Annotated in this window: 22 protein-coding genes and 1 pseudogene; 4 read left to right on the forward strand and 19 right to left on the reverse strand. The window is 38.4% G+C overall.

Features of this window, described 5'->3' with window-relative positions; genetic code table 11:
• Positions 1 to 70 precede the first annotated feature (70 nt).
• The 5 genes from ccpA to M5A78_RS20910 all read right to left on the reverse strand — a co-directional run bounded on the left by ccpA (position 71) and on the right by M5A78_RS20910 (position 4060).
• The gene (gene ccpA, locus M5A78_RS20890; RefSeq protein WP_248737217.1) at positions 71 to 1069 is read right to left on the reverse strand and encodes a catabolite control protein A; all 999 of its coding nucleotides are present in this window, start codon (positions 1067 to 1069) and stop codon (positions 71 to 73) included.
• Between the two features lie 231 nt (positions 1070 to 1300).
• The gene (locus M5A78_RS20895; protein ID WP_248737239.1) at positions 1301 to 2377 is read right to left on the reverse strand and encodes a bifunctional 3-deoxy-7-phosphoheptulonate synthase/chorismate mutase; all 1077 of its coding nucleotides are present in this window, start codon (positions 2375 to 2377) and stop codon (positions 1301 to 1303) included.
• 283 nt (positions 2378 to 2660) lie between these two features.
• Positions 2661 to 2993 carry a bacillithiol system redox-active protein YtxJ gene (gene ytxJ / locus M5A78_RS20900; protein WP_248737218.1) on the reverse strand — a complete coding sequence of 111 codons (333 nt, stop codon included), beginning with the start codon at positions 2991 to 2993 and terminating at the stop codon, positions 2661 to 2663.
• Positions 2994 to 3079: 86 nt separating this feature from the next.
• Entirely contained in the window at positions 3080 to 3574 is a 495-nt protein-coding gene (locus M5A78_RS20905) for a YtxH domain-containing protein (RefSeq protein ID WP_248737219.1), read from the reverse strand.
• Positions 3575 to 3598: 24 nt separating this feature from the next.
• Entirely contained in the window at positions 3599 to 4060 is a 462-nt protein-coding gene (locus M5A78_RS20910) for a DUF948 domain-containing protein (protein ID WP_248737220.1), read from the reverse strand.
• Positions 4061 to 4284: 224 nt separating this feature from the next.
• Between M5A78_RS20910 and M5A78_RS20915 the strand changes: the two genes are divergently transcribed.
• The gene (locus M5A78_RS20915) at positions 4285 to 5400 is read left to right on the forward strand and encodes an aminopeptidase (protein WP_248737221.1); all 1116 of its coding nucleotides are present in this window, start codon (positions 4285 to 4287) and stop codon (positions 5398 to 5400) included.
• Positions 5401 to 5438: 38 nt separating this feature from the next.
• Here M5A78_RS20915 and murC read toward each other — a convergent pair whose 3' ends face one another.
• The 8 genes from murC to M5A78_RS20955 form a co-directional block, all read right to left on the reverse strand.
• Complete coding sequence (gene murC, locus M5A78_RS20920; RefSeq protein ID WP_248737222.1) at positions 5439 to 6737, reverse strand: UDP-N-acetylmuramate--L-alanine ligase; 1299 nt, start codon at positions 6735 to 6737, stop codon at positions 5439 to 5441.
• Between the two features lie 238 nt (positions 6738 to 6975).
• Positions 6976 to 9378: a DNA translocase FtsK gene (locus M5A78_RS20925; protein WP_406603729.1), complete on the reverse strand. Its 2403-nt coding sequence runs from the start codon at positions 9376 to 9378 to the stop codon at positions 6976 to 6978.
• Between the two features lie 131 nt (positions 9379 to 9509).
• Entirely contained in the window at positions 9510 to 10298 is a 789-nt protein-coding gene (locus tag M5A78_RS20930) for a DUF1444 domain-containing protein (RefSeq protein ID WP_248737240.1), read from the reverse strand.
• 92 nt (positions 10299 to 10390) lie between these two features.
• On the reverse strand, positions 10391 to 10705 hold the full coding sequence (locus M5A78_RS20935; protein ID WP_248737224.1) for a thioredoxin family protein: 315 nt from the start codon (positions 10703 to 10705) through the stop codon (positions 10391 to 10393).
• Positions 10706 to 10865: 160 nt separating this feature from the next.
• A complete protein-coding gene (locus M5A78_RS20940) occupies positions 10866 to 11864 on the reverse strand; it encodes an anti-sigma factor (RefSeq protein ID WP_248737225.1) in 999 nt (332 codons plus the stop codon).
• Positions 11842 to 12381 carry a sigma-70 family RNA polymerase sigma factor gene (locus tag M5A78_RS20945; RefSeq protein WP_248737226.1) on the reverse strand — a complete coding sequence of 180 codons (540 nt, stop codon included), beginning with the start codon at positions 12379 to 12381 and terminating at the stop codon, positions 11842 to 11844. The genes M5A78_RS20940 and M5A78_RS20945 overlap by 23 nt, the downstream gene beginning before the upstream one ends.
• 763 nt (positions 12382 to 13144) lie before the next feature.
• On the reverse strand, positions 13145 to 13657 hold the full coding sequence (locus M5A78_RS20950) for a DUF84 family protein (protein WP_248737241.1): 513 nt from the start codon (positions 13655 to 13657) through the stop codon (positions 13145 to 13147).
• 57 nt (positions 13658 to 13714) lie between these two features.
• Positions 13715 to 14788, reverse strand: a complete 1074-nt coding sequence (locus tag M5A78_RS20955) for a M42 family metallopeptidase (protein WP_248737227.1) — start codon at positions 14786 to 14788, stop codon at positions 13715 to 13717.
• A 185-nt stretch (positions 14789 to 14973) separates the two neighbouring features.
• Between M5A78_RS20955 and M5A78_RS20960 the strand changes: the two genes are divergently transcribed.
• Positions 14974 to 15303, forward strand: coding sequence for a PepSY domain-containing protein (locus M5A78_RS20960; RefSeq protein ID WP_248737228.1), 330 nt, complete (start codon positions 14974 to 14976; stop codon positions 15301 to 15303).
• Between the two features lie 72 nt (positions 15304 to 15375).
• Here the strand turns inward: M5A78_RS20960 and M5A78_RS20965 are convergent, their stop codons facing one another.
• Together M5A78_RS20965 and trmB are read right to left on the reverse strand one after the other, a co-directional pair.
• Positions 15376 to 16215: a YtnP family quorum-quenching lactonase gene (locus M5A78_RS20965; RefSeq protein ID WP_248737242.1), complete on the reverse strand. Its 840-nt coding sequence runs from the start codon at positions 16213 to 16215 to the stop codon at positions 15376 to 15378.
• A 140-nt stretch (positions 16216 to 16355) separates the two neighbouring features.
• A complete protein-coding gene (trmB, locus tag M5A78_RS20970; RefSeq protein ID WP_248737229.1) occupies positions 16356 to 16997 on the reverse strand; it encodes a tRNA (guanosine(46)-N7)-methyltransferase TrmB in 642 nt (213 codons plus the stop codon).
• Positions 16998 to 17167: 170 nt separating this feature from the next.
• On the opposite strand from trmB, the gene M5A78_RS20975 reads away from it, so the two are divergent.
• The gene (locus tag M5A78_RS20975; protein WP_248737230.1) at positions 17168 to 17446 is read left to right on the forward strand and encodes a YtzH-like family protein; all 279 of its coding nucleotides are present in this window, start codon (positions 17168 to 17170) and stop codon (positions 17444 to 17446) included.
• On the opposite strand, the gene M5A78_RS20980 is transcribed toward M5A78_RS20975, so the two are convergent.
• The 4 genes from M5A78_RS20980 to thpR form a co-directional block, all read right to left on the reverse strand.
• Complete coding sequence (locus M5A78_RS20980; protein ID WP_248737231.1) at positions 17447 to 18220, reverse strand: phosphotransferase family protein; 774 nt, start codon at positions 18218 to 18220, stop codon at positions 17447 to 17449.
• 311 nt (positions 18221 to 18531) lie between these two features.
• Positions 18532 to 20667 (reverse strand): type I pullulanase, encoded by a 2136-nt coding sequence (gene pulA / locus M5A78_RS20985; protein ID WP_248737232.1) that lies wholly within the window; start codon positions 20665 to 20667, stop codon positions 18532 to 18534.
• Positions 20654 to 21637 carry a diacylglycerol/lipid kinase family protein gene (locus M5A78_RS20990; RefSeq protein ID WP_248737233.1) on the reverse strand — a complete coding sequence of 328 codons (984 nt, stop codon included), beginning with the start codon at positions 21635 to 21637 and terminating at the stop codon, positions 20654 to 20656. Before M5A78_RS20990 ends, pulA begins: the two co-directional genes overlap by 14 nt.
• Positions 21638 to 21662: 25 nt before the next feature.
• Entirely contained in the window at positions 21663 to 22232 is a 570-nt protein-coding gene (gene thpR / locus M5A78_RS20995) for an RNA 2',3'-cyclic phosphodiesterase (RefSeq protein WP_248737234.1), read from the reverse strand.
• A 137-nt stretch (positions 22233 to 22369) separates the two neighbouring features.
• On the opposite strand from thpR, the pseudogene M5A78_RS21000 reads away from it, so the two are divergent.
• Positions 22370 to 22502 (forward strand): annotated as a pseudogene (locus tag M5A78_RS21000) (cysteine synthase A); the annotation flags it as partial.
• Between the last annotated feature and the right edge of the window lie 33 nt (positions 22503 to 22535).

Genomic DNA, 22535 nt, shown 5'->3' on the forward strand with positions numbered 1-22535 from the left:
CCACCAATAATTTGGCAGCCCTTTTCATTTTCTAACTTGGAGCTCACAGAGTCTCCCTTGCTCTTCTCTTTTATTTCGTGGATTGACGGTGTTCAATCCGGTGTGGAAGAACAACCGTGTGTTCACTTATTTGTTCCTTATTCATTAATTTTGTTAGTAGCCTCATCGCAACGGCACCAATATCATATAACGGCTGAACTACAGTTGTCAGCTGTGGTCGTACCATCAGAGACAGCCTTGTATTATCCGAAGTGATAACCTCAAAATCGGTAGGAATTTTATAGCCTTTGTCCTCTGCGCCATGAACCACTCCTAGGGCCATCTCATCAGCCCCAACTAAAATAGCCGTTGGTCTCTCAGCAGCTTCTAGCAATTTTTCAATCGCTTCAATCCCTGAGTCATACGTATAGTCACCTTCAACAACAAGTTCTTCATTATATGGTAGACCTGATTCTTGAAGAGCTCTTTGATACCCTCTGAGTTTTTTCTGGGCATTTTTTGGCTCGTGAAGAGGCCCGATAACAAAAGCGATATGCTTATGACCTTTTTCAATGAATTCCTTAACAGAATCAAAAACAGCTTTTTCGTAATCAATATTCACTGAAGGAATTTTTTCTGACTCTTCAATAGAGCCCGCAAGAACAATCGGCACAGGTGATTTTTTAAATTCCTCCACGTGATCAGCGGAAATATTTCCTCCCATGAAGACAATCCCGTCCACTTGTTTGCCTAACATCGTGTTTAGCAAATGAAATTCCTTCTCTTTATTTTGATCGGAATTGCTTAAAATGATATTGTACTTATACATTGTGGCAATATCTTCAATTCCCCGGGCTAATTCAGCAAAAAAGATATTTGAGATATCCGGAATGATGACGCCGACGGTTGTTGTTTTTTTACTTGCCAATCCTCTTGCAACAGCATTTGGGCGATAGCCTAATCTGTCAATGACTTCTAAAACCTTTTTGCGGGTAACGGGCTTTACATTTGGGTTCCCATTGACTACACGGGAAACGGTTGCCATCGAAACATTGGCTTCTCTGGCAACATCATAAATAGTTATATTCACTAATAACACTCTCCTAAAACGTTCAATGTTTTCTTTATTTTACATCATCTAATTTAAATCTAGTCATTGTGATGAAATATACAATCTTATTTATGTACTTAATGATACGACAAGATGAGTAAAGCCGCAATTGCATTTGTCAACATTTTTCGCTAATTTTCTAAAAAATATCAAAAAAACCTCCTGCATGAATGCTGCAGAAGATTTTTTAATGAAGATTCCCATTAATAATTAAATCCTGACAAAGTTTGATGCAAGTAATTCATTATAGAAATTGTCAAATTGGTTAAGGTCCATTTGCTGCTGGGCATCGGAAAGGGCAACAGCAGGATCCGGATGAACCTCCGCCATCACTCCGTCTGCTCCAATTGCAATGGCGGCCTTTGCACATGGAAGGAGTAAATCTCTTCTGCCTGTAGAATGAGTAACATCCACGAAAACTGGTAAATGGGTTTCTTGTTTTAAAATGGGCACTGCCGAAATATCAAGTGTATTTCTTGTTGCCCGCTCGTACGTTCTAATTCCGCGCTCACAAAGAATGATTTGTCCATTTCCTTGTGCCATAATATACTCAGCAGCATTGATAAATTCTTCGATTGTTGCTGCAATTCCTCTTTTTAACAAAACAGGCTTTTTGACTGCACCAGCAGCTTTTAGTAATTCAAAGTTTTGCATATTCCGTGCCCCAATTTGAATAACGTCAATATAATCAACTGCCATTTCAATATCAGCAGGATTGACAATTTCACTAATAACAGCCATATCGAATTCGTCTGCTACTCGTTTGAGAATTTTTAATCCTTCTACCCCAAGCCCTTGGAAATCATAAGGAGAAGTTCTTGGTTTGTAGGCCCCTCCACGTAGCAACTTTAAGCCTTTTTCTTTCATTGTTTTTGCTACAGTTGCTACTTGCTCATATGACTCAACTGCGCACGGTCCAAAAACGAAATGCGGCTTTCCATCACCAATATTTTCACCTTTTAACGTGACAATGGTATTTTCCGGTTTTTTCTTTCTAGAGACAAGCAACGCCTTACTGTGGTCATCCTTTTGCAAATCAAGGCCTGCTTTAAAAATTTCCTTGAAAATATGATCGATGGTTGAATTTTCGAACGGACCATCGTTATGCTCCTTGATTACTTCAAGCATTTTTCTTTCGCGGACTGGATCGTAACGATAAACTCCTTGATTTCCTTTTACCTGTCCAATCTCTTGGACGAGCTCAGCTCTTTCATTTATTAGCCTAAGTAGCTCCAAGTTAAGTTCATCGACACGAGCCCGTAATTGATCCAAATCATTTTTGCCCATCATTCGTCCCCATCCTTTCAGATGCAAATCAGCCTTATACCATAGTTTGTTTCATCCAAGCATAAGTTACTGGCTTACAAGCAAAAAATTTAAAATTTTATAATTTTTTAAATTAGGCTTTATTATAGCGGAAATATATTTCTTTGTCATCCCTTTTTTCTTTAACAATTAAACGCTTTTATGCGTTAAAGTAAATTAGCTTATATTTTGTTAAAATATGATCAAAACAACTATTATGTGCTATCTTTTCGGCAATTTTTTAACTATGCTGATCAATGCAACCTTATATATTTTCAGTCCTTGAATTTACCAAAGAACGATTCGTTATTTTCCAGTGTGAGGCGCTCCATAATGCTTCTCCGTTAGAAAATAGAATCGCTTGCGGGGATTCATGCTTAATCTGAAATTTCTCTGCTATTTCGTTAGACAACGGGCGTGATTCCTGAACAGCTAAATAAAATGTTGGAATATCTTGATGTTCATCTGCATATTTTTCATATTCTTTGTACGCGGCGTGACTAATTGGACAGGTTAAACTATGTTTTAAAAGATAAAATTTACTTTCTTTTTCTAATAGTTCATCGAATTGTTCCATGGAATCAATTTTCTTAAGCATACTAACAACCTCCATAAATAAACGGTGAAGTAATTTTATCACTTCACCGTTTGTATCACAAATAAACTGTTTTACTTGATAAAACTTTAATTTTTTACTTTGCTCTCTTCCTCGTCAAAAGCTTTTTGAGCTTCCTCCAACTTTTTTCTAATCGAAGTGCTATCTAATGTTTCAATTGCGATGGTTTTTTTGGAAGTTTTCTTTTCTTTTGGGTCAGAGATCGAAATATAAGTAATTTCCGATTCTTCATCGACAACATCTTGAATGTTTTTTTTTCCTTTTACTTTATTTAATAGTTCAGAGGATTGCTGGACAAGCCCTTGAGAAAGAGAAGAAGATTTAGATACCAATTCATTGCTTTTGTTCATCACATTTTTCCGCAATAAAACTGATTTATCCTTGATGGTCCCTGCTTGATTGGTTAAACTAGTTCGAAGCTCTTTGCCAGACTTAGGAGCCAAAAGCAGTGCAGCCGCCGCCCCAATCACTCCTCCAATTATTGCTCCTAGTAAAAAACTATTAGAAGATTCTTCTGTCCGAGTTTGATTCGTTTCACGTGATTCATATTCTCGATTGGACATAAATTTATATACCTCCTTAAATTTCTAATGAGATCTAACCTTCTTACCCTTGTCTGAGCCTATTTTGTTTTTTGCTTGCTTTCTGGCCTGCCAGTTATCCTTAAGTTCAAGCAAGACATTACTCCATTGAACGATTTGCGAGATTTTCTCTTTATTTTCATCTACTTGCTTATCAACTGAATCCGTTATGTTCTTTAGGGTATCATTAAATTTAGTGACTGTTGTCCCAACGCCCTTTACCGCATCAACCACACTATTTAAACTTTCGGATTTATGCTGAATATCTTCAGCAAGTGCATTTGTTTTTTGTAAAAGCAGCGTCGTTTCACTTGTCACACTATCCAGTTGTTTTTCCAATCCTGTTAACGTTTTCGAAACGCTTGTAAGTGTACCTTGAAGTGATTTAAGTGTAGTCGACAAGTAAATGACAAGCACTAAAAACGCAATTGCTATCAAGGCTACGCTTAAGTATAAAATAATTTGCATCGTGCACCTCCGCCTTAATCCTATCATTATGTATTACCCATCCAAGATGGATATAAACCTTGCTAATAATCTTATACTAGTTCCATATCTTTGTCTTGTTTTCCTGCCATTTGTTTAAAAAATTTCACCTTGAATTTGTTGTACAAGTATTATTTTTCTACATTAAAGCTTCATTCGGGTACAATAAGAGAGTTATTACATATTTTAAGTTGGAGGCGTTACTTTTGAAAGATCCTCGTATTGAAAAACTAGCGAATAATTTAATTAACTATTCTGTACAGCTGCAAAAGGGTGAAAAAGTATTAATTGAAAACTTTGGCCTTCAGCGGGAACTCGTAACCGCACTTGTGAAGGAAGCCTACGCGGCAGGTGGTTATCCATTTGTATTACTAAAGGACCAACAAGTCGACCGCTCCCTATTATTAGGTGCACAGGAAGAGCAGTTTAACATGATGGCGGAGTTTGAAGCAAATGTGATGAGCAAAATGGATGCATACATAGGGCTTCGTTCTGGTGATAACATCAATGAACAGGCCGACGTCCCAGCTGATAAAATGAAAATCCACGGAAATACGATTGGCAAAAAGGTTCATAGCAATATTCGTGTTCCAAAAACAAAATGGGTGGTTCTCCGATACCCTACTTCATCCATGGCTCAGTTAGCAAAAATGAGCACAGAAGCATTTGAAAACTTTTATTTTGAAGTATGTAACTTAGATTATGGAAAAATGGATAAAGCCATGGATAGTCTGAAGGACCTCATGGACCGGACAGATAAGGTTCGCCTTACTGGACCTGGAACCGATCTTTCCTTCTCGATTAAGGATATTCCTGCGATTAAGTGTGCCGGAAGATTAAATATTCCTGACGGAGAAGTTTATTCGGCTCCCGTTCGTGACTCCGTCAATGGGGTTATTACCTATAATACCCCTTCCCCATACCAAGGCTTTACATTTGAAAATGTGAAGCTGACCTTTAAAGAGGGAAAAATTGTTGAAGCCGAGTCTAACGATACCAGCCGCATTAATAAAATCTTTGATACAGATGAAGGAGCACGTTACGTTGGCGAGTTTGCGATTGGGGTAAATCCGTTTATCCTCAATCCAATGCAGGACATTTTGTTTGATGAAAAAATCGCAGGCAGCTTCCACTTTACTCCAGGACAATGCTATGATGATGCCTTTAATGGCAATCATTCAAATATCCATTGGGATATGGTGAATATCCAACGCCCTGAATACGGTGGAGGAGAGATCTATTTTGATGATGTGTTAATCCGTAAAGATGGACTGTTCGTCATTCCAGAATTAGCAGGATTGAATCCTGAAAACTTAAAATAACAGTAAAAGGATGCCGGCATGTCGGCATCCTTTTTAATTTAAGATAATTGTTTTTCGTAAGATTCCTGAAACTTCTGGATGTCGCCAGCGCCCATAAAAATAATAACACTGTTGGCATGTTCAATTAAGACCGAAGTAATTTCTTCAGTAATAATTTCAGACTCATCTATTTTATCTTGTAAGTCCTTGATTGTCAGCTTTCCATGATTTTCACGTGCCGAGCCAAAAATCTCACATAAATACGTTTTATCTGCAAGGCGTAAGCTTTCGGCAAAATCCTCTAAAAAGGCTTGGGTACGCGTAAAGGTATGCGGCTGGAATACAGCGACAATCTTATGATCAGGGTATTTTTGTTTTGCTGCCTGAATAGTTGCTTTTATTTCTGTAGGATGATGGGCATAATCATCAATTAATATTTGTGTGCCAATTCTTTTTTCAGAGAATCTTCTTTTCACACCTTGGAACGTGGTTAACTGTTCCTTAACGACATCAACATTTATTTCTTCATAATGACACAACCCGATTACAGCAAGTGCATTTAAGACACTATGGTCGCCGAAGGTCGGAATGGAAAAGGTATCATAGAATGTATTACGAATAAAAACATCAAAGCTTGTTCCATTTGTCGATTTGACTAGATTTTTGGCCTGATAGTCATTTTCTTCGCCAAATCCGTAAAACAAAACAGGAACCTTTGCTTGGATTTTTTGCAGATGTTCATCATCGCCATAGGCAAATATACCTTTTTTCACCTGTATCGCCATTTCTTGAAAGGCTGAAAAAACATCTTCAATGTTGGCAAAATAATCAGGGTGATCAAAATCAATATTTGTCATGATAGCATAGTCTGGAAAGTACGATAAGAAGTGTCTTCTATATTCACAGGCTTCAAATACAAAATATTCTGCGCCTTCTTCCCCCTTACCAGTACCATCACCAATTAAAAATGAAGTAGGCTTAGCACCTGCTATTACATGTGCAAGCAGTCCTGTAGTAGACGTTTTCCCGTGAGCACCTGTAATCGCTACACTTGTAAAGTTCTGCATAAAATCGCCTAAAAAGCGATGGTAACGTACAATAGGAAGTCCGAGCTTCATCGCCTCTTGAATTTCCTCGTGTGTATCAGGAAATGCATTTCCTGCAATAATTGTCATTCCTGGCTTGATATTTTCCTTTTGAAAGGGAAGGATCGTAATCCCTGATTGTTCAAGGGCATCCTGAGTAAAAAAGTGCTTTTCGACATCAGAGCCTTGCACCTGAAATTTCATATCATGTAGAACTTGTGCGAGCGCACTCATTCCAGACCCCTTTATACCTACAAAATGGTAAATAGTCATAGAAAGAACCTCCAACGAACGTAATACTGTAAACAGTATATGACATCTGTTTTTATTTGCTAATTGCTGAGAAACTCAGAAACATTATAGATATTTTTTTCACTTAAAGAAAATCATTTAATTATTATACCATTGTTCGTTTATAAAAACTATTTGTGACCATTTCACTTTGAATCCACTCTGGTCATTTTATTATTTGTCCTTGTCTCCAAAGAATACAAAAGATTATTGAATTGTACTAGTCTTGAATAGCCTCTAAATCAGCCTCAGTTATTAATACATCACGCGGCTTGCTACCATTAGCTCCTGTAATATAACCGTTTTGCTCAAGCATATCCATTAATCTTGCTGCCCGGTTATAGCCAATTTTAAAGCGTCTTTGCAGACTTGAGGTGGATGCACCACCTTGCTCAATAATAAATTCACAGGACTCGTAAAAAAGTTCATCTTCGTCTTCCGTTACTTGTGCCTTTTTTAACAACTCTTCTTGCTCAAACAAGTATTCAGGCTCCCGCTGCTCCCTTACATGGGCAACAACAAGATCAATTTCTTCATCAGATACAAATGTTCCTTGCAAGCGGACAGGCTTTGAGGAGCCATTTTCTAAAAATAGCATATCACCTCGGCCTAATAATTTCTCCGCACCGCTTATATCAATAATCGTCCGTGAGTCAACCTGGGATGAAACTGAAAAAGCTATTCGTGTTGGTATATTTGCCTTAATTAATCCTGTGATAACATCCACCGATGGTCTCTGTGTTGCAACAATAAGATGGATGCCGCAAGCTCTTGCTTTTTGGGCAATCCTACATATCGCCTCTTCTACATCTGCCGGTGACATCATCATTAAATCGGCTAACTCATCAATTACGATAACAATAAACGGTAGCTTATCTGAATAGCGCTTATGCTGCATGGCCAGTTCATTAAAGCGGTTGATGTCCCGAACACCCGTATGAGCAAAAAGCTCGTAGCGCCGCTCCATTTCATCGACAGCCCATTTTAACGCGGCAGTTGCTGCCTTCACATCTGTGATAACCGGGCTAACTAAGTGTGGAATTCGATTATATGGTGCTAGCTCCACCATTTTTGGATCAATCAGTAAAAGCTTTAAATCTTCCGGGCTTGCTTTAAATAGCAGGCTAACTAAAATCGTGTTAATGCAAACACTTTTTCCCGAACCTGTCGCCCCGGCAATTAATCCGTGTGGCATCTTCTTTAAGTCGGTAACAATCGGTTTTCCGGCAATATCTAGACCAAGTACTGCCGTTAACGGGGAAGAGGATTCTTCAAAAACACTGGTCTGAATAATTTCATTAATGAGTACAGGCCTTGATTTTTGGTTTGGAACCTCAATACCAATCGTATGTTTTCCTGGAATTGGGGCCTCAATCCGAATATCTCTTGCGGCAAGGCTTAATTTAATATCATCACTTAAGTTGGTTATCTTGTTTACTTTTACGCCCGGCTCCGGCTGAACCTCAAAGCGGGTAACGGACGGACCTTGGGTCACATGAACAACACTTGCTCCGACATTAAAGTTTTGTAATGTAAGGTTTAAAAGCTCCTCTTGTTCTAGTAACCATTTGGTATCCCTTACCTCAGTTACCGGTGGACTTAACAAACTAGATTTTGGGAGTGCGTATAAACCATCATCCATCTTATGCGGGATTTCCTCCACTATGTTAGGAAAGTGCTCATTTATCCGATTAACCTTTTCGACAGGTTTGGTTTCAGTTAAAACCATTTGCTGCTGTTCTAGTTCTTTTCTTCGTCTTCTATCTTCCCAATTTTGTTTATCCTGTTTTAACATCATTACATTGAAAGGCAAATGGGATCGTTTTGGTGCTGATGGTTCTGATTCTGGTTCTGATTCTGATTCACGTTCAGGTTCTCGTTCTGGTTTAGGCTCCATTTCAAGTTCGGTTTCGAGTCCTGGTGCAGCCTCTTCCACTACTTCTTTTTGGTCATAATCTAACTCGTCGGCTCGAGGTTTCTGAATGATTTCAATAGCTTCCGTGGCTATAGTAATAACCTCTTCTGTCTGATTGTTTTCCAGGGGATATCGTTCGTTAACTAGAACCTCGTGAACTGGAGTTGTTGGCAAACTTTCAGTTATAGTCTCCTCTAGCCGAACTAGATGGTCTTGCCGATTATCAGGGTTCTCATCTAAAAAATGACTCAATTCATGCTCCACAATTGTGTTCGTCTTTTTCGGCCTGTTAAATCCGAAAACCGGTGAAGGTATTTCGGTTGGCTGAAACGGACCCCGATTTCTTCTTGGGGTTTGTTCTTTTTTCATAATAGGGACTTCATTTTTTACTGGATGGACTTCCTTTTGTTCTATCTTCCTTCTCACCTCAGGAAGCTTTTTCTGTCTCTTTTGGAGTCCGGTCTCTTCCTTTGCTTTTCTGATAACCTGTGGCGAAGGAGAAGGACGAACGCTCCCTTTTGGATATTGATAGGAAATTCTTGTATCTAAATCTTTTAGACTTTCATATTGGTTAACTAGCGGGAAATCATCCGGTTTATGATTATGTAAAATGTATTCGTCGTATTGTTCTTCATCATCTCTTTTGAATTTTTGGAAAAAGTCTTGAATCCAACTCAAAACTATCACTCTTTCTACTTTATCTATCATTCTATTTTAGCAGTAATTATTTTTTTTTCGACATTATTCTTGAGAATGAGTCAAAATAAATTCAAATTGGATACATAAGGAAAGTAGTCATGAAAAAAGACCACTCTTTTCTGTGATCCTTCTCCGATTTGTTATTTATTTTTCCCCATAATAAAAATCGGCTCTAATTCCCCATTTTCATATAAAAATGACAACGCTGTGATGGGCACATGCCCATTTGCAAAAAAGCTCATTGCCATTTGGGCAATAATGTCATAGCCTCGGTCATTTCGGATATCGGCAATAATTAACACATCCTGATGGGGAACGGCAAGTACCATTGTCCCTGTTAGTCGCTTTTCAATATCATTTAAGAATCCCTTATTTAATATTCGAGTAGCATCATAGCCATCATTGGTGTTTAGAAAATAAAACGTATTCCCTGCAACCTGATCCTCTTTTAACGGAGTAGATAGAGATCTTGCATTAAATAAAGCAATTTCCTTAATCCTGCTAGGGGACCATCCCTCTTTTTCCATAATACGTTTGTCAATTAAGCGATACGTGTTACCCATATCATAAGCATAATAAATCTTGGTTTCCGCAGTATGTTCTTCGCTTAAAAATGGGACTCCCTCTTCTGCTTCAGTCGGAAAAGACGTTGAGCGAATGACAGGATATATTTTTCGCTCGTGATCGTTCAATTGGATGGGGTCCTCCATTGCATGGAGTCCTTCTTCCACGTAGTAAACAATTTCATCGATGGCTTTTTCTTGTTTGACATGCCATTTAGCCACAATTCCAGGCAATGAGATCGTGATCCCCTTACCATTCAATTCACTTTCGATACGAAGCTGATCTTTTTCTCGGTCATAAGAAATCACTCTGTCTTTTCCAGACAATCGTTCTTCTAATTCCCGTCGCATTTTCTTGCTATCCATTTTCATATTAAACCCACCATTTCTAGGAGCTGTAAATCCTATTGTACATTAAAAAACCCCCATCTCAAAGAAGATAGAGGGTTTCATCCATTTTATTTTAAACCTGAAATAAATCCTTCGATTTCCTCTTGCGTTTTGCGGTCTTTACTTACAAAACGGCCAAGCTCTTTTCCGTTTTCATACGCGATAAAGCTTGGAATTCCATATACGTCCACCTGTTGGCATAAATCAATAAATTGATCACGATCAACATGTATAAAAGTAAATTCATTAAATTTTGCTTCTATTTCTGGCAGCACAGGTTCGATAAAGCGGCAATCCCCGCACCAGTTCGCAGAAAACATAAAGATTGTTTTTTCTCCGTCACGAAGTTGGGCAAATTGCTCCATTGACTCTAAGTTTTTCAAATTCAACGCCTCCGTTTGAATATATGTGTTTTAGGAACTTGCTAGTGAAAGCATAACAACCATAATGCTTTTCAGTCCAATAATATGCACCTGATATATTTTCGCAAAAGGATGATCACATACGATTATTGTGCCCAGAACCGGGCTAACATTATAAGATTTATTCTTTTTCTGTCCAATTCCAATATTCGAATTTCCCTAATTGTGCTCCCTGAATGACATCTAGTTCCTTCAACTTCAATAATTCCTTTACTGGGCCTGTTACAACTGCACCATACACCTGAAAACCATTCTTTTTCAAATAATGGTATCTATCGTTTAAATACCTTAAACCTAATACATTCTCGAGATAGGTGTCACTTTCATTATCGATCAGCATTTTCATATTAGAGAGCATGATTTTCTCATTATCTTTAATCGTTTCCTTCCTAATACCACTTAGGCTGTAAGATTGGTAATCATCTGTTTGTCTTGCTTTAGATAATCCGAGTGTATCTACAGACAAATAATTATCTCCCCCCAGTGAAGAACCCACATCCCTAATTTCCTTTAGTTCTCCCGTATATAAAGGCATCCATTGGACATCGACATCGTAATCTTTTAATCGATCCAGCAATTCCTCCGGTTTAAGAAAGGTCGTTGTCGAAAAAGCTAAGTTCGCGACGGTCCCTTCATGTACCTTATTCAATGAATTCCAGACTTCAGGAGTGCTAGAAAGTTTAAAAGTTTTTCCCGTTCGCGGGTCTTCTGGTAAATAGAACTGAAATATTTTTGAATCTGCTGGATTTAAATAGGTTATTTCTTTTCTGGAAAAGGTGGGAATCATCCTTTTCGTTAAATTCACCGTTCCAATTGCTTGTTCTTCCTTACCAATGGTTCGATAAAGAGGAAACGAGATTTTTTGACTAAAAAACGGTGTGATTTCCCCATGAAATCCAGTTTCTCCATAGTTTCCTGCTTGCGTCCAATCAATCGCCAAATTCATTTCAAACTCATTTTTGCTATAGAGATTCGTTTTAGAATACCCAATTGATAATAGCATCATATATATCCCATAAATTAATGAAAGTATGACGATAACTCTAATAATTCGAAACGTTAACAAAAAGCGGTATCTCCATAAGACTTTCTTTTCTTTATCCTTTGTCCATTCTGTCATATTCACTCTCCCCCTTCATATTCTCAGCTAATTCTGTTAACCTCTTTCTGGCCCGAAATAACGTTACTTTCACCTGGGATTCAGTTAATTCCATCGCTTCTTGAATTTCCTGATAGGTAAAGTCCTCATACTCTCTGAAATAAAGAATAGTTCGGTAATTTTCCGGCAGCATGTCTAACAGATTCTCAAGTTCTTGTTTATTTTCTTTCTTAACTACTTCTGTTTCCGGAATTCCGTAGGGGCTAATCATTTCTTCTTTTTCAAAAAACGGAACCCATTTCCACCTTTGCCGCTTTCGCCATTCATCGATATAAGTGTTGCGGGCTATTTTAAAAAGCCATGGTTTAACCTCCTGATGCTTAAATAATGATAAGGAAACAGTCGCACGATAAAAGGTTTCTTGCACCAGTTCTTCAGCTAAGGTAGGGGAACCCGAGAGGCCAAGCAGATAATAATACAATCCTTCTGCGTATTTCCGATAAATATCTTCAAGTTTGTTATGCCGCTTTTCGTCCAAGGCTCCCCCTCCTTTCACATAAACCACGAATGAATGATTAAATAGTTACATCAAATTTATAATTTTTTTCTCAAATATAAATAGAACCTTTGGAAAATGCTTTTTTCTATACGAAAAAAAACGAAGGGGGACTCCCCCTCCGTTTTATTTTTCTGTTTTAACCGAATTGACAATTTCCATCATGACCTTTGAATCATCATTCAAATTACTTGTTTTAACTTGTGACGTTATTTTTGCCCCACCGACACCTATGGTTAGTTCATTTAAGTTATCATCCTTTAACTGCTTAATTGTCAAAAAGCCAAGTTTATTATCATGTGTAAATTTTTCGTTCGTATCAAGAGCTTTATACTGGTCAACCGTTGCTTTATAGTTAACATCACTTGAAGGGTCTTCTTGCGGATTAATGAAAAGAATATAGGTGTCAGCACCCTTTTTTAAAATGATATTATTAGGTGATTCATCTTTTATTTCGTAACTGGCAGGTAAATAAAAATGAATTTTTCCACTTTTTTCATTTGGCTTTTTTGCCTTTTCATTAAATGTTGTCTGTACCGTTTTTATAGTTGCCTTACTTTCTTCTTTAAAGGAAGCATTGTTGCAAGCAGTTAATAAAAGAACCGATAGTATGAAAATAGTAATGGTTTTGAATAAATTCAGATTTTCCGCCTCCTAACAACATGAATAAAGTCCTATTTCCATCATACCGCCCAGAATATTCAAATGACAAGACTTTTGTCGATTTTTGGGGTCGAAAAATAAGTTATCTTTCTCGTTGATAGGTAAATTGTCCAACCAGAAGGTTCATCAGATGGGTAAACATTTCCACTCGGTTAATCCTTCCATTTGTAAAAATCCCAACTGCCCCTTCATGTTTTCTTACATTTTGCCTTTTGGCGTAATCATCCATAACCGGACCGAGCTCTTCGCCTGCTCTAAGTCTAGCAGCTACTTCTTCAGGAAGAAGGAATCTTGCACCACCGGCAATAATCGGCTCCATTTCGTTTGAAGCAAGAGCTCCCCAGTTACAGAGCAGCAAACCGTGGCTCGTTTCTTGTACTCCTCCCTCAAGACCAATCCCAATATCGCCGTTTCCTTGCGTTAAAGCACCTACGGCTCGATTGATCGCTCCCTTAATCGTTTCTTCATCAGAAAACGGCTGTTCGTTTACACCAGATGGAATATCTACCGAGATAAACTCTGCTACTTGGCCAGAAAAACTTTTTTTTACAGCATTAATTTTTGCTGGATTTTTTGACCCGATGATAATTTTCATAACGGTAATCTCCTTTTCAACATTAAAAGGAGACATATAATTATGCCCCCTGGAATATTAACTGTTTGATTTGATGGTATCTACCGTTGTTTGGTCACAAGCTTTTACCAATTTTACCACTAGTTCTTTAGCGGCAGCGTAATCATCAACATGGACGATAGAAGCATGTGTATGAATATAGCGTGAACAAATACCGATAACAGCACTTGGAACTCCTTCATTGGATAAATGAACACGCCCTGCATCTGTACCGCCCTGGGAAACAAAATATTGATATGGGATGTTGTGTGTTTCTGCTGTATCAAGAACAAACTCGCGCATACCGCGATGTGTTACCATGGTGCGGTCAAGGATACGAAGTAGGGTTCCTTTTCCTAATTGACCAAATTCATTTTTATCTCCACTCATATCATTAGCCGGGCTTGCATCTAACGCAAAAAAGATATCAGGATTAATCATATTAGCCGCAGTTTGAGCGCCGCGCAAACCGACTTCCTCCTGAACCGTTGCTCCGGAATAGAGGATATTTGGTAAAGTCTCGTCTTTTAGTTCCTGGAGCAACTCAATCGCTAACCCACAGCCGTAACGGTTATCCCAAGCCTTCGCTAAAATCTTTTTTGGATTTGCCATTGGCGTAAATGGGCAAATTGGCAGGATTGCCTGACCAGGTTTGATCCCGATTCTCTCGGCGTCCTCACGGTCATCTGCTCCAATATCAATAAGCATGTTTTTCATTTCCATTGGTTTATTTTTCTTTGATTCGTCTAATAGATGTGGTGGAATCGACCCCACAACACCAATGACCGGACCATTTTTGGTCATCACTTGAACACGCTGGGCTAGAAGAACCTGGCTCCACCATCCACCTAACGTCTGAAACCGAATCATCCCATTATCTGTAATCGAAGTCACCATGAATCCCACTTCATCCATATGCCCCGCCACCATCACGGTTGGTCCAGTACCATTTCCTTTTTTTACACCAAAAATGCTTCCTAGTTGATCTTGGATAATTTCATCAGAGTAGGGAGAAAGCTGTTCCCTCATAAATTTTCTTACTAAATGCTCGTTTCCGGGTGCACCGGGCAGCTCTGTTAACGTTTGAAAAAGCTTTAAGGTTTGTTCGTTCATTGTGAAACTCCTTTTGGTCATTTTTTAATTCTACGAATAAAGTTTATTTTACAGAAATTTTTGACCGCTTACCAATATTTCATTTCAATATTTGTAATATTACCTTGTTACTTGCAAATACGATATACTGAGAGGAGAATCTTGAATGTAATCTTTTCCAATTAATTTTTTGGAGGTTTTTGCAAATGAACTGGAAGTCGTTTATCCTAGGTGCTGCGGTTGGTATCATTGGGGGATATGCCGCTCACGAAGTCATTACTCAAAAGATAAAAGTCTCACCTGAAAAAGTATTAGAACAGGTAAAAAAGCAATTTAAACAGAATGGACCTATTAGTGGTTCATGGATACATATGGAAGCAGAACCGTATGAAAAATACCAAATCCATTATAAAGTATATAAGGGAGGCATTTCTAAAAATAACAACGGCTCTAGTGAACAGTATGAATTTATAGCCGACGCCCAAACAGGAACCCTCATAGATATATGTCGTTTATCCAATGAAATAGTATCTTGATGAAAGAAAACTCGCCACAATTGAACTGTCCCCCTTTTTTTGGAGGGGCACTTCACAATCGGCGAGTTTTCTTTATCTTGATCGTTTAATACTCTCTGCAATTTGTCCATCGGGTCCCCATTTGACTGCACGGTAAAAAGCGTCATGGTAAAACGTGAACCAGGCGTTTTTTTCAAGTGCATAGGGAATCCACTTTTCTTTTGCTGCAATCGAATCCATTGGGTAATCATCATAGGCCATTACCCAAAGACTATTTTGATGAGCGTGTGTCGCCATCAAATCAGCCATATGAATGGCCATTTCTCCTTCGTCCTCAATGATAAGGATGGAAAGACCATTACTATGTCCTCCGGCATGGACCAACCGAATTGGACCAAGACTCCACGTTCCATCAAACGTTTCAACCTGAGCTTCTATCGCTTCCCAATTTTCTTTCCAATATGTATTTTTCGAACGGATATTAGGGTTGCGCATTTCATCCCATTCGATTTGAGAAGAAATGATTTTTGCATTAGGAAAGACTGATACGTACTCTTCATCTACAAGCTTTGTCAAACCGCAAGCATGGTCAAAATGCAAATGCGTCATTAAGACATAATCAATTTGCTCCAGATTTAAGCCTAAGGACTGTAAAGATTCATCAAGCTCGGATTCTTTCGTTACTCCATAATTCCTTAGTTGTTTCTCTGTTAACTTTCCTTTGCCAATGCCCGCTTCGACTAATATATTTTTCCCATCGATTTGGATCAAAATCGGGTCAGTAGGCAATTCAATTTGGTTCTTTTCATTTGGCGGATATTTCCTTGACCATAGCGCTTTTGGAACAACCCCAAACATAGCACCGCCGTCTAAATTGGTGATCCCCCCTGATAACCACGTAAGTGAAACATGTCCAATCTGTAATGTCTCCATCATCCCAACCTCCTTATTCCCCTATTTTACCATTAGCTGATTATTAATAAAGTGAAACTTCAATCATCGGGGACCTTACTGCCCGTTTATGCTGGAGAAAACAAAAAAAGGACAGCTCTCTTAAAGAACTGTCTACTTTATTAATTCTGATATTTAACCTCACAACGATAAATCCTATTTCCTTTTTCGGAAAATTTCTCTTCATATTCTGTCATGATATTTCCTTCATAGCCACTTTTATGAAAATCAAGACTAAGGTATTTCAATAATAACCCATATTCAGAGAAGCTCATCAGCGAGTATTCAAACAATCCTTGATTGTCCGTTTTAAAATGAATTTCTCCACCATCGACCATGATATCTTCATAAAGCTTTAAGAAGTCTTTATAGGTTAATCTTCTTTTTTCATGACGGATTTTCGGCCATGGGTCAGAGAAGTTCAAATAAACACGATCTACATCATTTTTCGCAAAATATTTCCCTAAATCAGCAGCATTGACATTTAAAAGTTTTAAATTCGGTAAATCCGCTTCAATTAAACGATCCAAAGCCGCTACGATAACACTATCGTATAATTCAATTCCCATATAGTTTATTTCTGGATTGGCTCGTGCCATTTCCGTTATGAAACGGCCTTTTCCGGTGCCAACTTCAATATGAAGCGGCTGATCCTTTTCAAAAACTTTATGCCAATTACCTTTGCTGTTTTCTGGATTTGCCACAATATATTGTGAATGTTCCTCTATTTTGTCCTTTGCCCAAGGCTTATTCCTAAGTCTCATTTTAGCACTCCTAGTAAAAATTATAGTTCAAACCATATCACGCTAAATACACGCATGCAAGCTAAATTAAATGGTAATTAAGGAAAGAAGCATATGTATAAACAAGAAAAGAATTCACAACCTAACTGTGAATTCCTTTTTAAATTCCCACTTTGAAAGGATGTGCTTTCATGCCATTAAATCATAATGACCAAGTAACCTTATTAAAAGATATCTTAAACAATCATCAAACAGATTGCTGTGGATCCGTAGCAGAGTGTGAACAATTGGAACGCCTGGTAAAATCACTGATGGTAAACACTCAAGTTGATGAAAATGTTAAAAACATTTTGCAGGAGGTCTATCAATATAGCCAGCACGGTGCGCAAACTGCTGATTTGGATCAGCATATTTTATCCAACCAAAATAACTTATCACAATGGGTAAACAATATTGATCAGTTTTCTTAACTAGAGGATATCGTTTAAAAACGTTATCCATTTGTTCATTTCTTCCAGGCGATTTTTACTTTTATACCATTGAATCGATGTTAAGGTTTGAAGAGCAACATACCATTTCATTCGTAACCTTAAATGATCGGTAAGCCTTTTTCCGTACATGTTTAGCCAATCTTTCCAGCTTTCTTCTGGAATATACCAATAAAGCAGTAATCCTAAGTCAACGGCCGGGTCGGCAATCATCGCCCCATCCCAATCAATCAAGTACAACTGGTTGTCCTCCGCGAGCAGCCAGTTGTTATGGTTCACATCGCCATGGCAAACGACTTTTTCCTCGCAATAGACATTTACTGCTTCCTTCTTTAAAAAGCTCATCGCCTTTTGCACTTCCGTTAAGGATAACACCTGTTCATCCAACTCATTTACCACCGATTGAAAAAAGGTTTCCGGCAGCAATGGTGAAGTCTCTAACCGACTAAGCATTCCCAGCATCGGCTCTGAACGGTGAATTTTCTTTAATAACCTGGCCACAAGCTCATGGTCCATCTCAAACGGCTTTAGTTCACGGCCTTCTAGCCATTGTTGTGCCGTTATAACATCTCCGTTTTCCAATCGTTTCGTCCAAACAAGCTTTGGGACAATACCCTCTGCTGAAAGAACCGCAAGGAATGGAGAAGAATTCCGCTTTAAAAAAAGCCTTTGATCCTCATAGCATGCATAAAAGGCCTCTCCCGTTGCGCCCCCAGCAGGGATTATTTCCCATTCTTGTCCTAGTATATGTTCCAAAATTGTTCACCTTCAATTTATGCCGTTCTAATGGACTTAATTACCCATCTTATTCAGTGGGAAAACCTATGCTGCCCAAGGATTAATTTAACCACAATCATATCAACAGCTTTTACTTTTTCATAAAGAAAACTCGCCGATTGGCGATCCCCTAAGGGCGGTTCATAAGGGGTAGTTGCCCTTAAGTCCGATATTAAGTTATTTTTTCCTATCGGCAAATAAAAAAAAAGCTATTGATACCATTCCATTCAATAGCCATCTTTATAAATTTTATCTCCAATTGCCTTTTTTCGTCAAGTAATCTTAAGAAACTATTTTTTTAGCAAAACATAAAGCGAAACAGGTTCCATCGTGATTTCTTCTTTAACAGGGACATATTCGGAAGAAATTCCCACATAATCATGATCAGCCAAAATCGACCATTCTCCCTCAGGAAGGGAAATGGATTGCTGCTTGGAGCAAGGATTAATCAACAGAAGAACCTCATGTGGATCCTTGTGTAATACGCAGCCTATCAGCGGTTCAGCTATTAGTAAGGGGTAGATATTGTTACGGATTTCTACAGCAGTTCTCATTCGGAAACAAGGAAAGGCTTTACGAATTTGAATGAGTCCTTTTATATAGTTTACATTCTTTATAAACTGACTTTTCCGCTCCCAATCCAGCTGATTAATATTATCAGGGGAGCGGTAGCTATTTCCATCACCCAGTTTTGTTCGAAAAAACTCCTGCCCGCTGTTAAGAAAAGGAATCCCTTGGGACAATAGGACAATTCCTGTAGCAAGCCGGTGATATTTCATCCGCGTTAAGTCATCCCCTTCAGGGAGACATGAGAGAAGTTTATCCCATAGAGTATGATTATCATGACATTCAACATAATTCACTGATTGAAAGGGTTCATTAAAGAGTCGATTTTCTTTCTTTTGAAAACCAATGCTTCCTGTGATGACCTCGAAAGCAGTGGCTCGATAATATTCATTCCCTAAGGCATATCCTTTATCAAACAAATTAAAGGTACTGCCTTTAATCGTGTCGCGAAATTTATCATTGAACTGAGCAACTTGAGGCATTTTCGCCTGATTGGCAATAATCGCTTTTTGTTCGTGAGGAAGGGGGGTATTGAGGTTCCACCCCTCGCCAAGTATGATCGTTCCTTTTGCCAAACTTTCACACAGTTTACAGATTTCAGACATGGTCTCTACATCCAATATCCCCATTAAATCAAAACGAAAACCATCAATATGATACTCCTCCTGCCAATACCGCACTGAATCAAGAATAAATTTCCTGACCATTCTTCGTTCGGAAGCAATATCGTTTCCGACACCTGTACCGTTAGAGGGCAATCCCATTTCATTATGGCGAAAATAATAGCCAGGGACTACTTTTTCAAAAGAGGAATTTTCACGAATAAAAACATGGTTGTAAACCACATCCATAATCACGCGGAGACCGCTATGATGAATCTGATCAATTAATTGTTTCAATTCGATAATTCTTGTATAAGGATTCGAGGGGTCGGTGGAAAAACTGCCTTCGGGAGTATTGAAATGAAGGGGATTATATCCCCAATTATAGGCTTTATTTCTTTCCAATTCATCAATTCCAGCAAAATCATTAAATGGGAGGAATTCAATATGGGTAATTCCTAAATCTTTTAAATAGGATAATCCAGTTGGCCCACCGTCAATCCCCTTGGTGTTTAGCTCTCCGGCACCAAGATAGAGTCCTTTATCGTGGATTCCACTGTTTTCATGAATACTGAAGTCTCTAATATGAGTTTCATAAATAATCATATCCACCGGACTTTCAAAGGCAGATAACCAATATTTTTGCCTCCGGCTTTTCTCAAGCTTCACAATAGCCCCATGCTCTCCATTGGCTGTCACAGCCTTCGCATATGGGTCAACAGCCTCTCGCCACTCCTGATTCACTTGAATGAGAAAACTATATTGAAAGAATTCTAAATCCCGGTTGACACCCACTGACCATACACCAAAATCCTCCCGCTTCATCTTGATCATTTCGGAAAAATGATTGTTTGGCGGAAGTATTTTTAATTTCACTTGAGTGGCTGTTGGTGCCCAAAGTTTAAAACGAGTTTGATTGGCATCAAAGGTCACGCCAAGATCATTCCCGCCATAATAAAATTTATTATCAAATGACTCCGTTCGAATCACTGCACCTATTTGCAGGTCTGTTTTGCCCCCATGTTCATCCATGATCCAATATTGCTTACCAAATGAAAAATCCCCTGCTAGCTGACAAATATATTTTTGATTATGTTCAATCTGGCTTTTGCTAATGATTGACAGTAGGCTTTTCTCAGAATCATTAATAAGAAAGAATGAGGACGACAGACCATGATGATATGAAAGTGGAAGAAGTACCGTAATGATATTCATCTCATCCAAGTAGGCCAGAAATTTTCGTTCAGAAGATATCATTCGAGCTCCTCTCTTTCAAGTCAACTTCATTCTTATTTTTTCTTCTTGTTAACACCTGCAATCCCTTAACCTTGATATCTATATTTAATGGGGTATAACCAAGATGCTCTCCATCACCATGGACATACAAGGAGGCGGACGAGTGGATAGACACCATTCTTCCCTTAAATGTCTTTACTTCTTTAAAATGTATGTGCTTTCCCCAAAAAACACTGATGAAAACAAGTAATAGCTTCCATCTTGATAATTGTTGGACAACCGTAATATCAAGCTGGCCATCATCCGGTTGTGCGTCAGGGGCAATCTTCATCCCTCCGCCATAATATGGTTGATTGGAGACAGTAACAAACCATGTTTTTTCAAATATATGCTTTTGCCCATCAATTGATAAATCAATTGTTGCTGTTTTATAAGTGAATAATTCTTTTAATAGAAAAAATACATAAACCAAACGGCCGAGGGAAAGCTTATTTAACACTGCCTTTATCCGCGAATGATTCACTTTATAGGCAATGATTGCATCAAATCCTGCACCCATATTGTTAATAAAATAGTGTTCAGTATCATCTTTCATGGTCATTTTTCCAGCATCAATTAATGCTGGCTCATGTTTCATCAGCCGAAGCAGCACTTTTAAGGCCTCTAATGGATCTGAAGGAATTAAAAATCCTCTTGAAAAATCATTCCCAGACCCGCCTGGGATAAATCCAAGTGTTATATTCTTATGCTTGATTACACCATTCATGACCTCATGCATCGTTCCGTCACCGCCAACAGCAATAATGAGTTTTTCGTTATCATTTTTGACGGCAATTTGACTGGCAAGTTTTTTAGCATGGCCTGGATATTCAGTGAAAAATGCCAGATATGGAACCTGTTCAGCCTTAAGCTGCGCTTCAATTTTCCCCCAAATTTTAAAACAATGACCGTTTCCCGCTTTTGGATTAATAATAAAGTAAATGTAATTCATAAAACCAACCTTTATTTATAAAATTCTATGATTGCAATGGGAATCTATTTATTGCTTCATATTTCGGTGTTTGGTGAAGATGTGTTTGGTATAAAACGATTTCATCTGCTTGAAAAAGCAGTGGTTCGGGCTGAAGTTTATTCCATACGTCCAGCAGTTCAATTTGAAATACTGAGGCCCCGTTCCACTTTCGTGCAAGTGTTATATGGGGTCGGAAGGGTCTTGTCTCTAGTTGAAATCCTGCCTCCTCGCAGGCAGAAAATACTTTTTTTCTGATAATCTGTAGCTCCTTGCTTTCCTCGGTATCCGCCCAAAATACCCGAGGAGAATCTTCCACCCCAAAAAATCCCAGTTTGTTAATTTTCAACGGCAAGGCTTTTGCATCCTTTAAAGCCTTTTTCACATTTCGTACTGCTGCATCTAGTTTTACTGTTTCAGCACCGCCAAGAAAGGTCAATGTAATATGGATATCCTCATAGTGGACCCACCGGCTAAAAGAGATGATTTCCTTTAATTGACTGATACGTTCTTTCATGATTAATTTCGTGTCATCGGGAATTCTTACAGCAAAGAAATAGTGGTTTCGCTGCTCCATTTTATTCATTCCTTTTTCTCAATTTTAGTCTATTTTCTCCTAATTGTATCTATTTGCTTACGAAGTTAACCGATATTTTTTATAATGATAAAAAATATATTTATGATGGAGGTAGAAAGAATAAGAAAGGGAGGTCCTTGCTAGAGGAAGGAATTCTCGTTGGCCCGTCCTGTTGTGCAGCTTGCTTTGCTGCAATAGAGGTCGCGAAGCACTTTTCGTTCGTCTGATCAGGTGGTCATTTGCATTGCCTGTGATACAGGAGAAAGATAATTATCGATTGATTTGTTTCAGTTTGACTAAACT

It is taken from the genome of Neobacillus rhizosphaerae, from assembly GCF_937468385.1.
In the GTDB taxonomy this organism is placed as follows: domain Bacteria; phylum Bacillota; class Bacilli; order Bacillales; family Cytobacillaceae; genus Neobacillus; species Neobacillus rhizosphaerae.

Excerpts from the sequence above, each read along its gene's own strand:
- M5A78_RS20895 (WP_248737239.1), bottom strand. The coding sequence starts at position 2,377 with ATGGGCAAAAATGATTTGGATCAATTACGGGCTCGTGTCGATGAACTT.
- ytxJ (WP_248737218.1), bottom strand. The coding sequence starts at position 2,993 with ATGCTTAAGAAAATTGATTCCATGGAACAATTCGATGAACTATTAGAA.
- M5A78_RS20905 (WP_248737219.1), bottom strand. The coding sequence starts at position 3,574 with ATGTCCAATCGAGAATATGAATCACGTGAAACGAATCAAACTCGGACA.
- M5A78_RS20910 (WP_248737220.1), bottom strand. The coding sequence starts at position 4,060 with ATGCAAATTATTTTATACTTAAGCGTAGCCTTGATAGCAATTGCGTTT.
- murC (WP_248737222.1), bottom strand. The coding sequence starts at position 6,737 with ATGACTATTTACCATTTTGTAGGTATAAAGGGGTCTGGAATGAGTGCG.
- M5A78_RS20925 (WP_406603729.1), bottom strand. The coding sequence starts at position 9,378 with ATGATAGATAAAGTAGAAAGAGTGATAGTTTTGAGTTGGATTCAAGAC.
- M5A78_RS20930 (WP_248737240.1), bottom strand. The coding sequence starts at position 10,298 with ATGGATAGCAAGAAAATGCGACGGGAATTAGAAGAACGATTGTCTGGA.
- M5A78_RS20940 (WP_248737225.1), bottom strand. The coding sequence starts at position 11,864 with ATGACAGAATGGACAAAGGATAAAGAAAAGAAAGTCTTATGGAGATAC.
- M5A78_RS20950 (WP_248737241.1), bottom strand. The coding sequence starts at position 13,657 with ATGAAAATTATCATCGGGTCAAAAAATCCAGCAAAAATTAATGCTGTA.
- M5A78_RS20955 (WP_248737227.1), bottom strand. The coding sequence starts at position 14,788 with ATGAACGAACAAACCTTAAAGCTTTTTCAAACGTTAACAGAGCTGCCC.
- M5A78_RS20960 (WP_248737228.1), top strand. The coding sequence starts at position 14,974 with ATGAACTGGAAGTCGTTTATCCTAGGTGCTGCGGTTGGTATCATTGGG.
- M5A78_RS20965 (WP_248737242.1), bottom strand. The coding sequence starts at position 16,215 with ATGGAGACATTACAGATTGGACATGTTTCACTTACGTGGTTATCAGGG.
- trmB (WP_248737229.1), bottom strand. The coding sequence starts at position 16,997 with ATGAGACTTAGGAATAAGCCTTGGGCAAAGGACAAAATAGAGGAACAT.
- M5A78_RS20975 (WP_248737230.1), top strand. The coding sequence starts at position 17,168 with ATGCCATTAAATCATAATGACCAAGTAACCTTATTAAAAGATATCTTA.
- pulA (WP_248737232.1), bottom strand. The coding sequence starts at position 20,667 with ATGATATCTTCTGAACGAAAATTTCTGGCCTACTTGGATGAGATGAAT.
- M5A78_RS20990 (WP_248737233.1), bottom strand. The coding sequence starts at position 21,637 with ATGAATTACATTTACTTTATTATTAATCCAAAAGCGGGAAACGGTCAT.
- thpR (WP_248737234.1), bottom strand. The coding sequence starts at position 22,232 with ATGGAGCAGCGAAACCACTATTTCTTTGCTGTAAGAATTCCCGATGAC.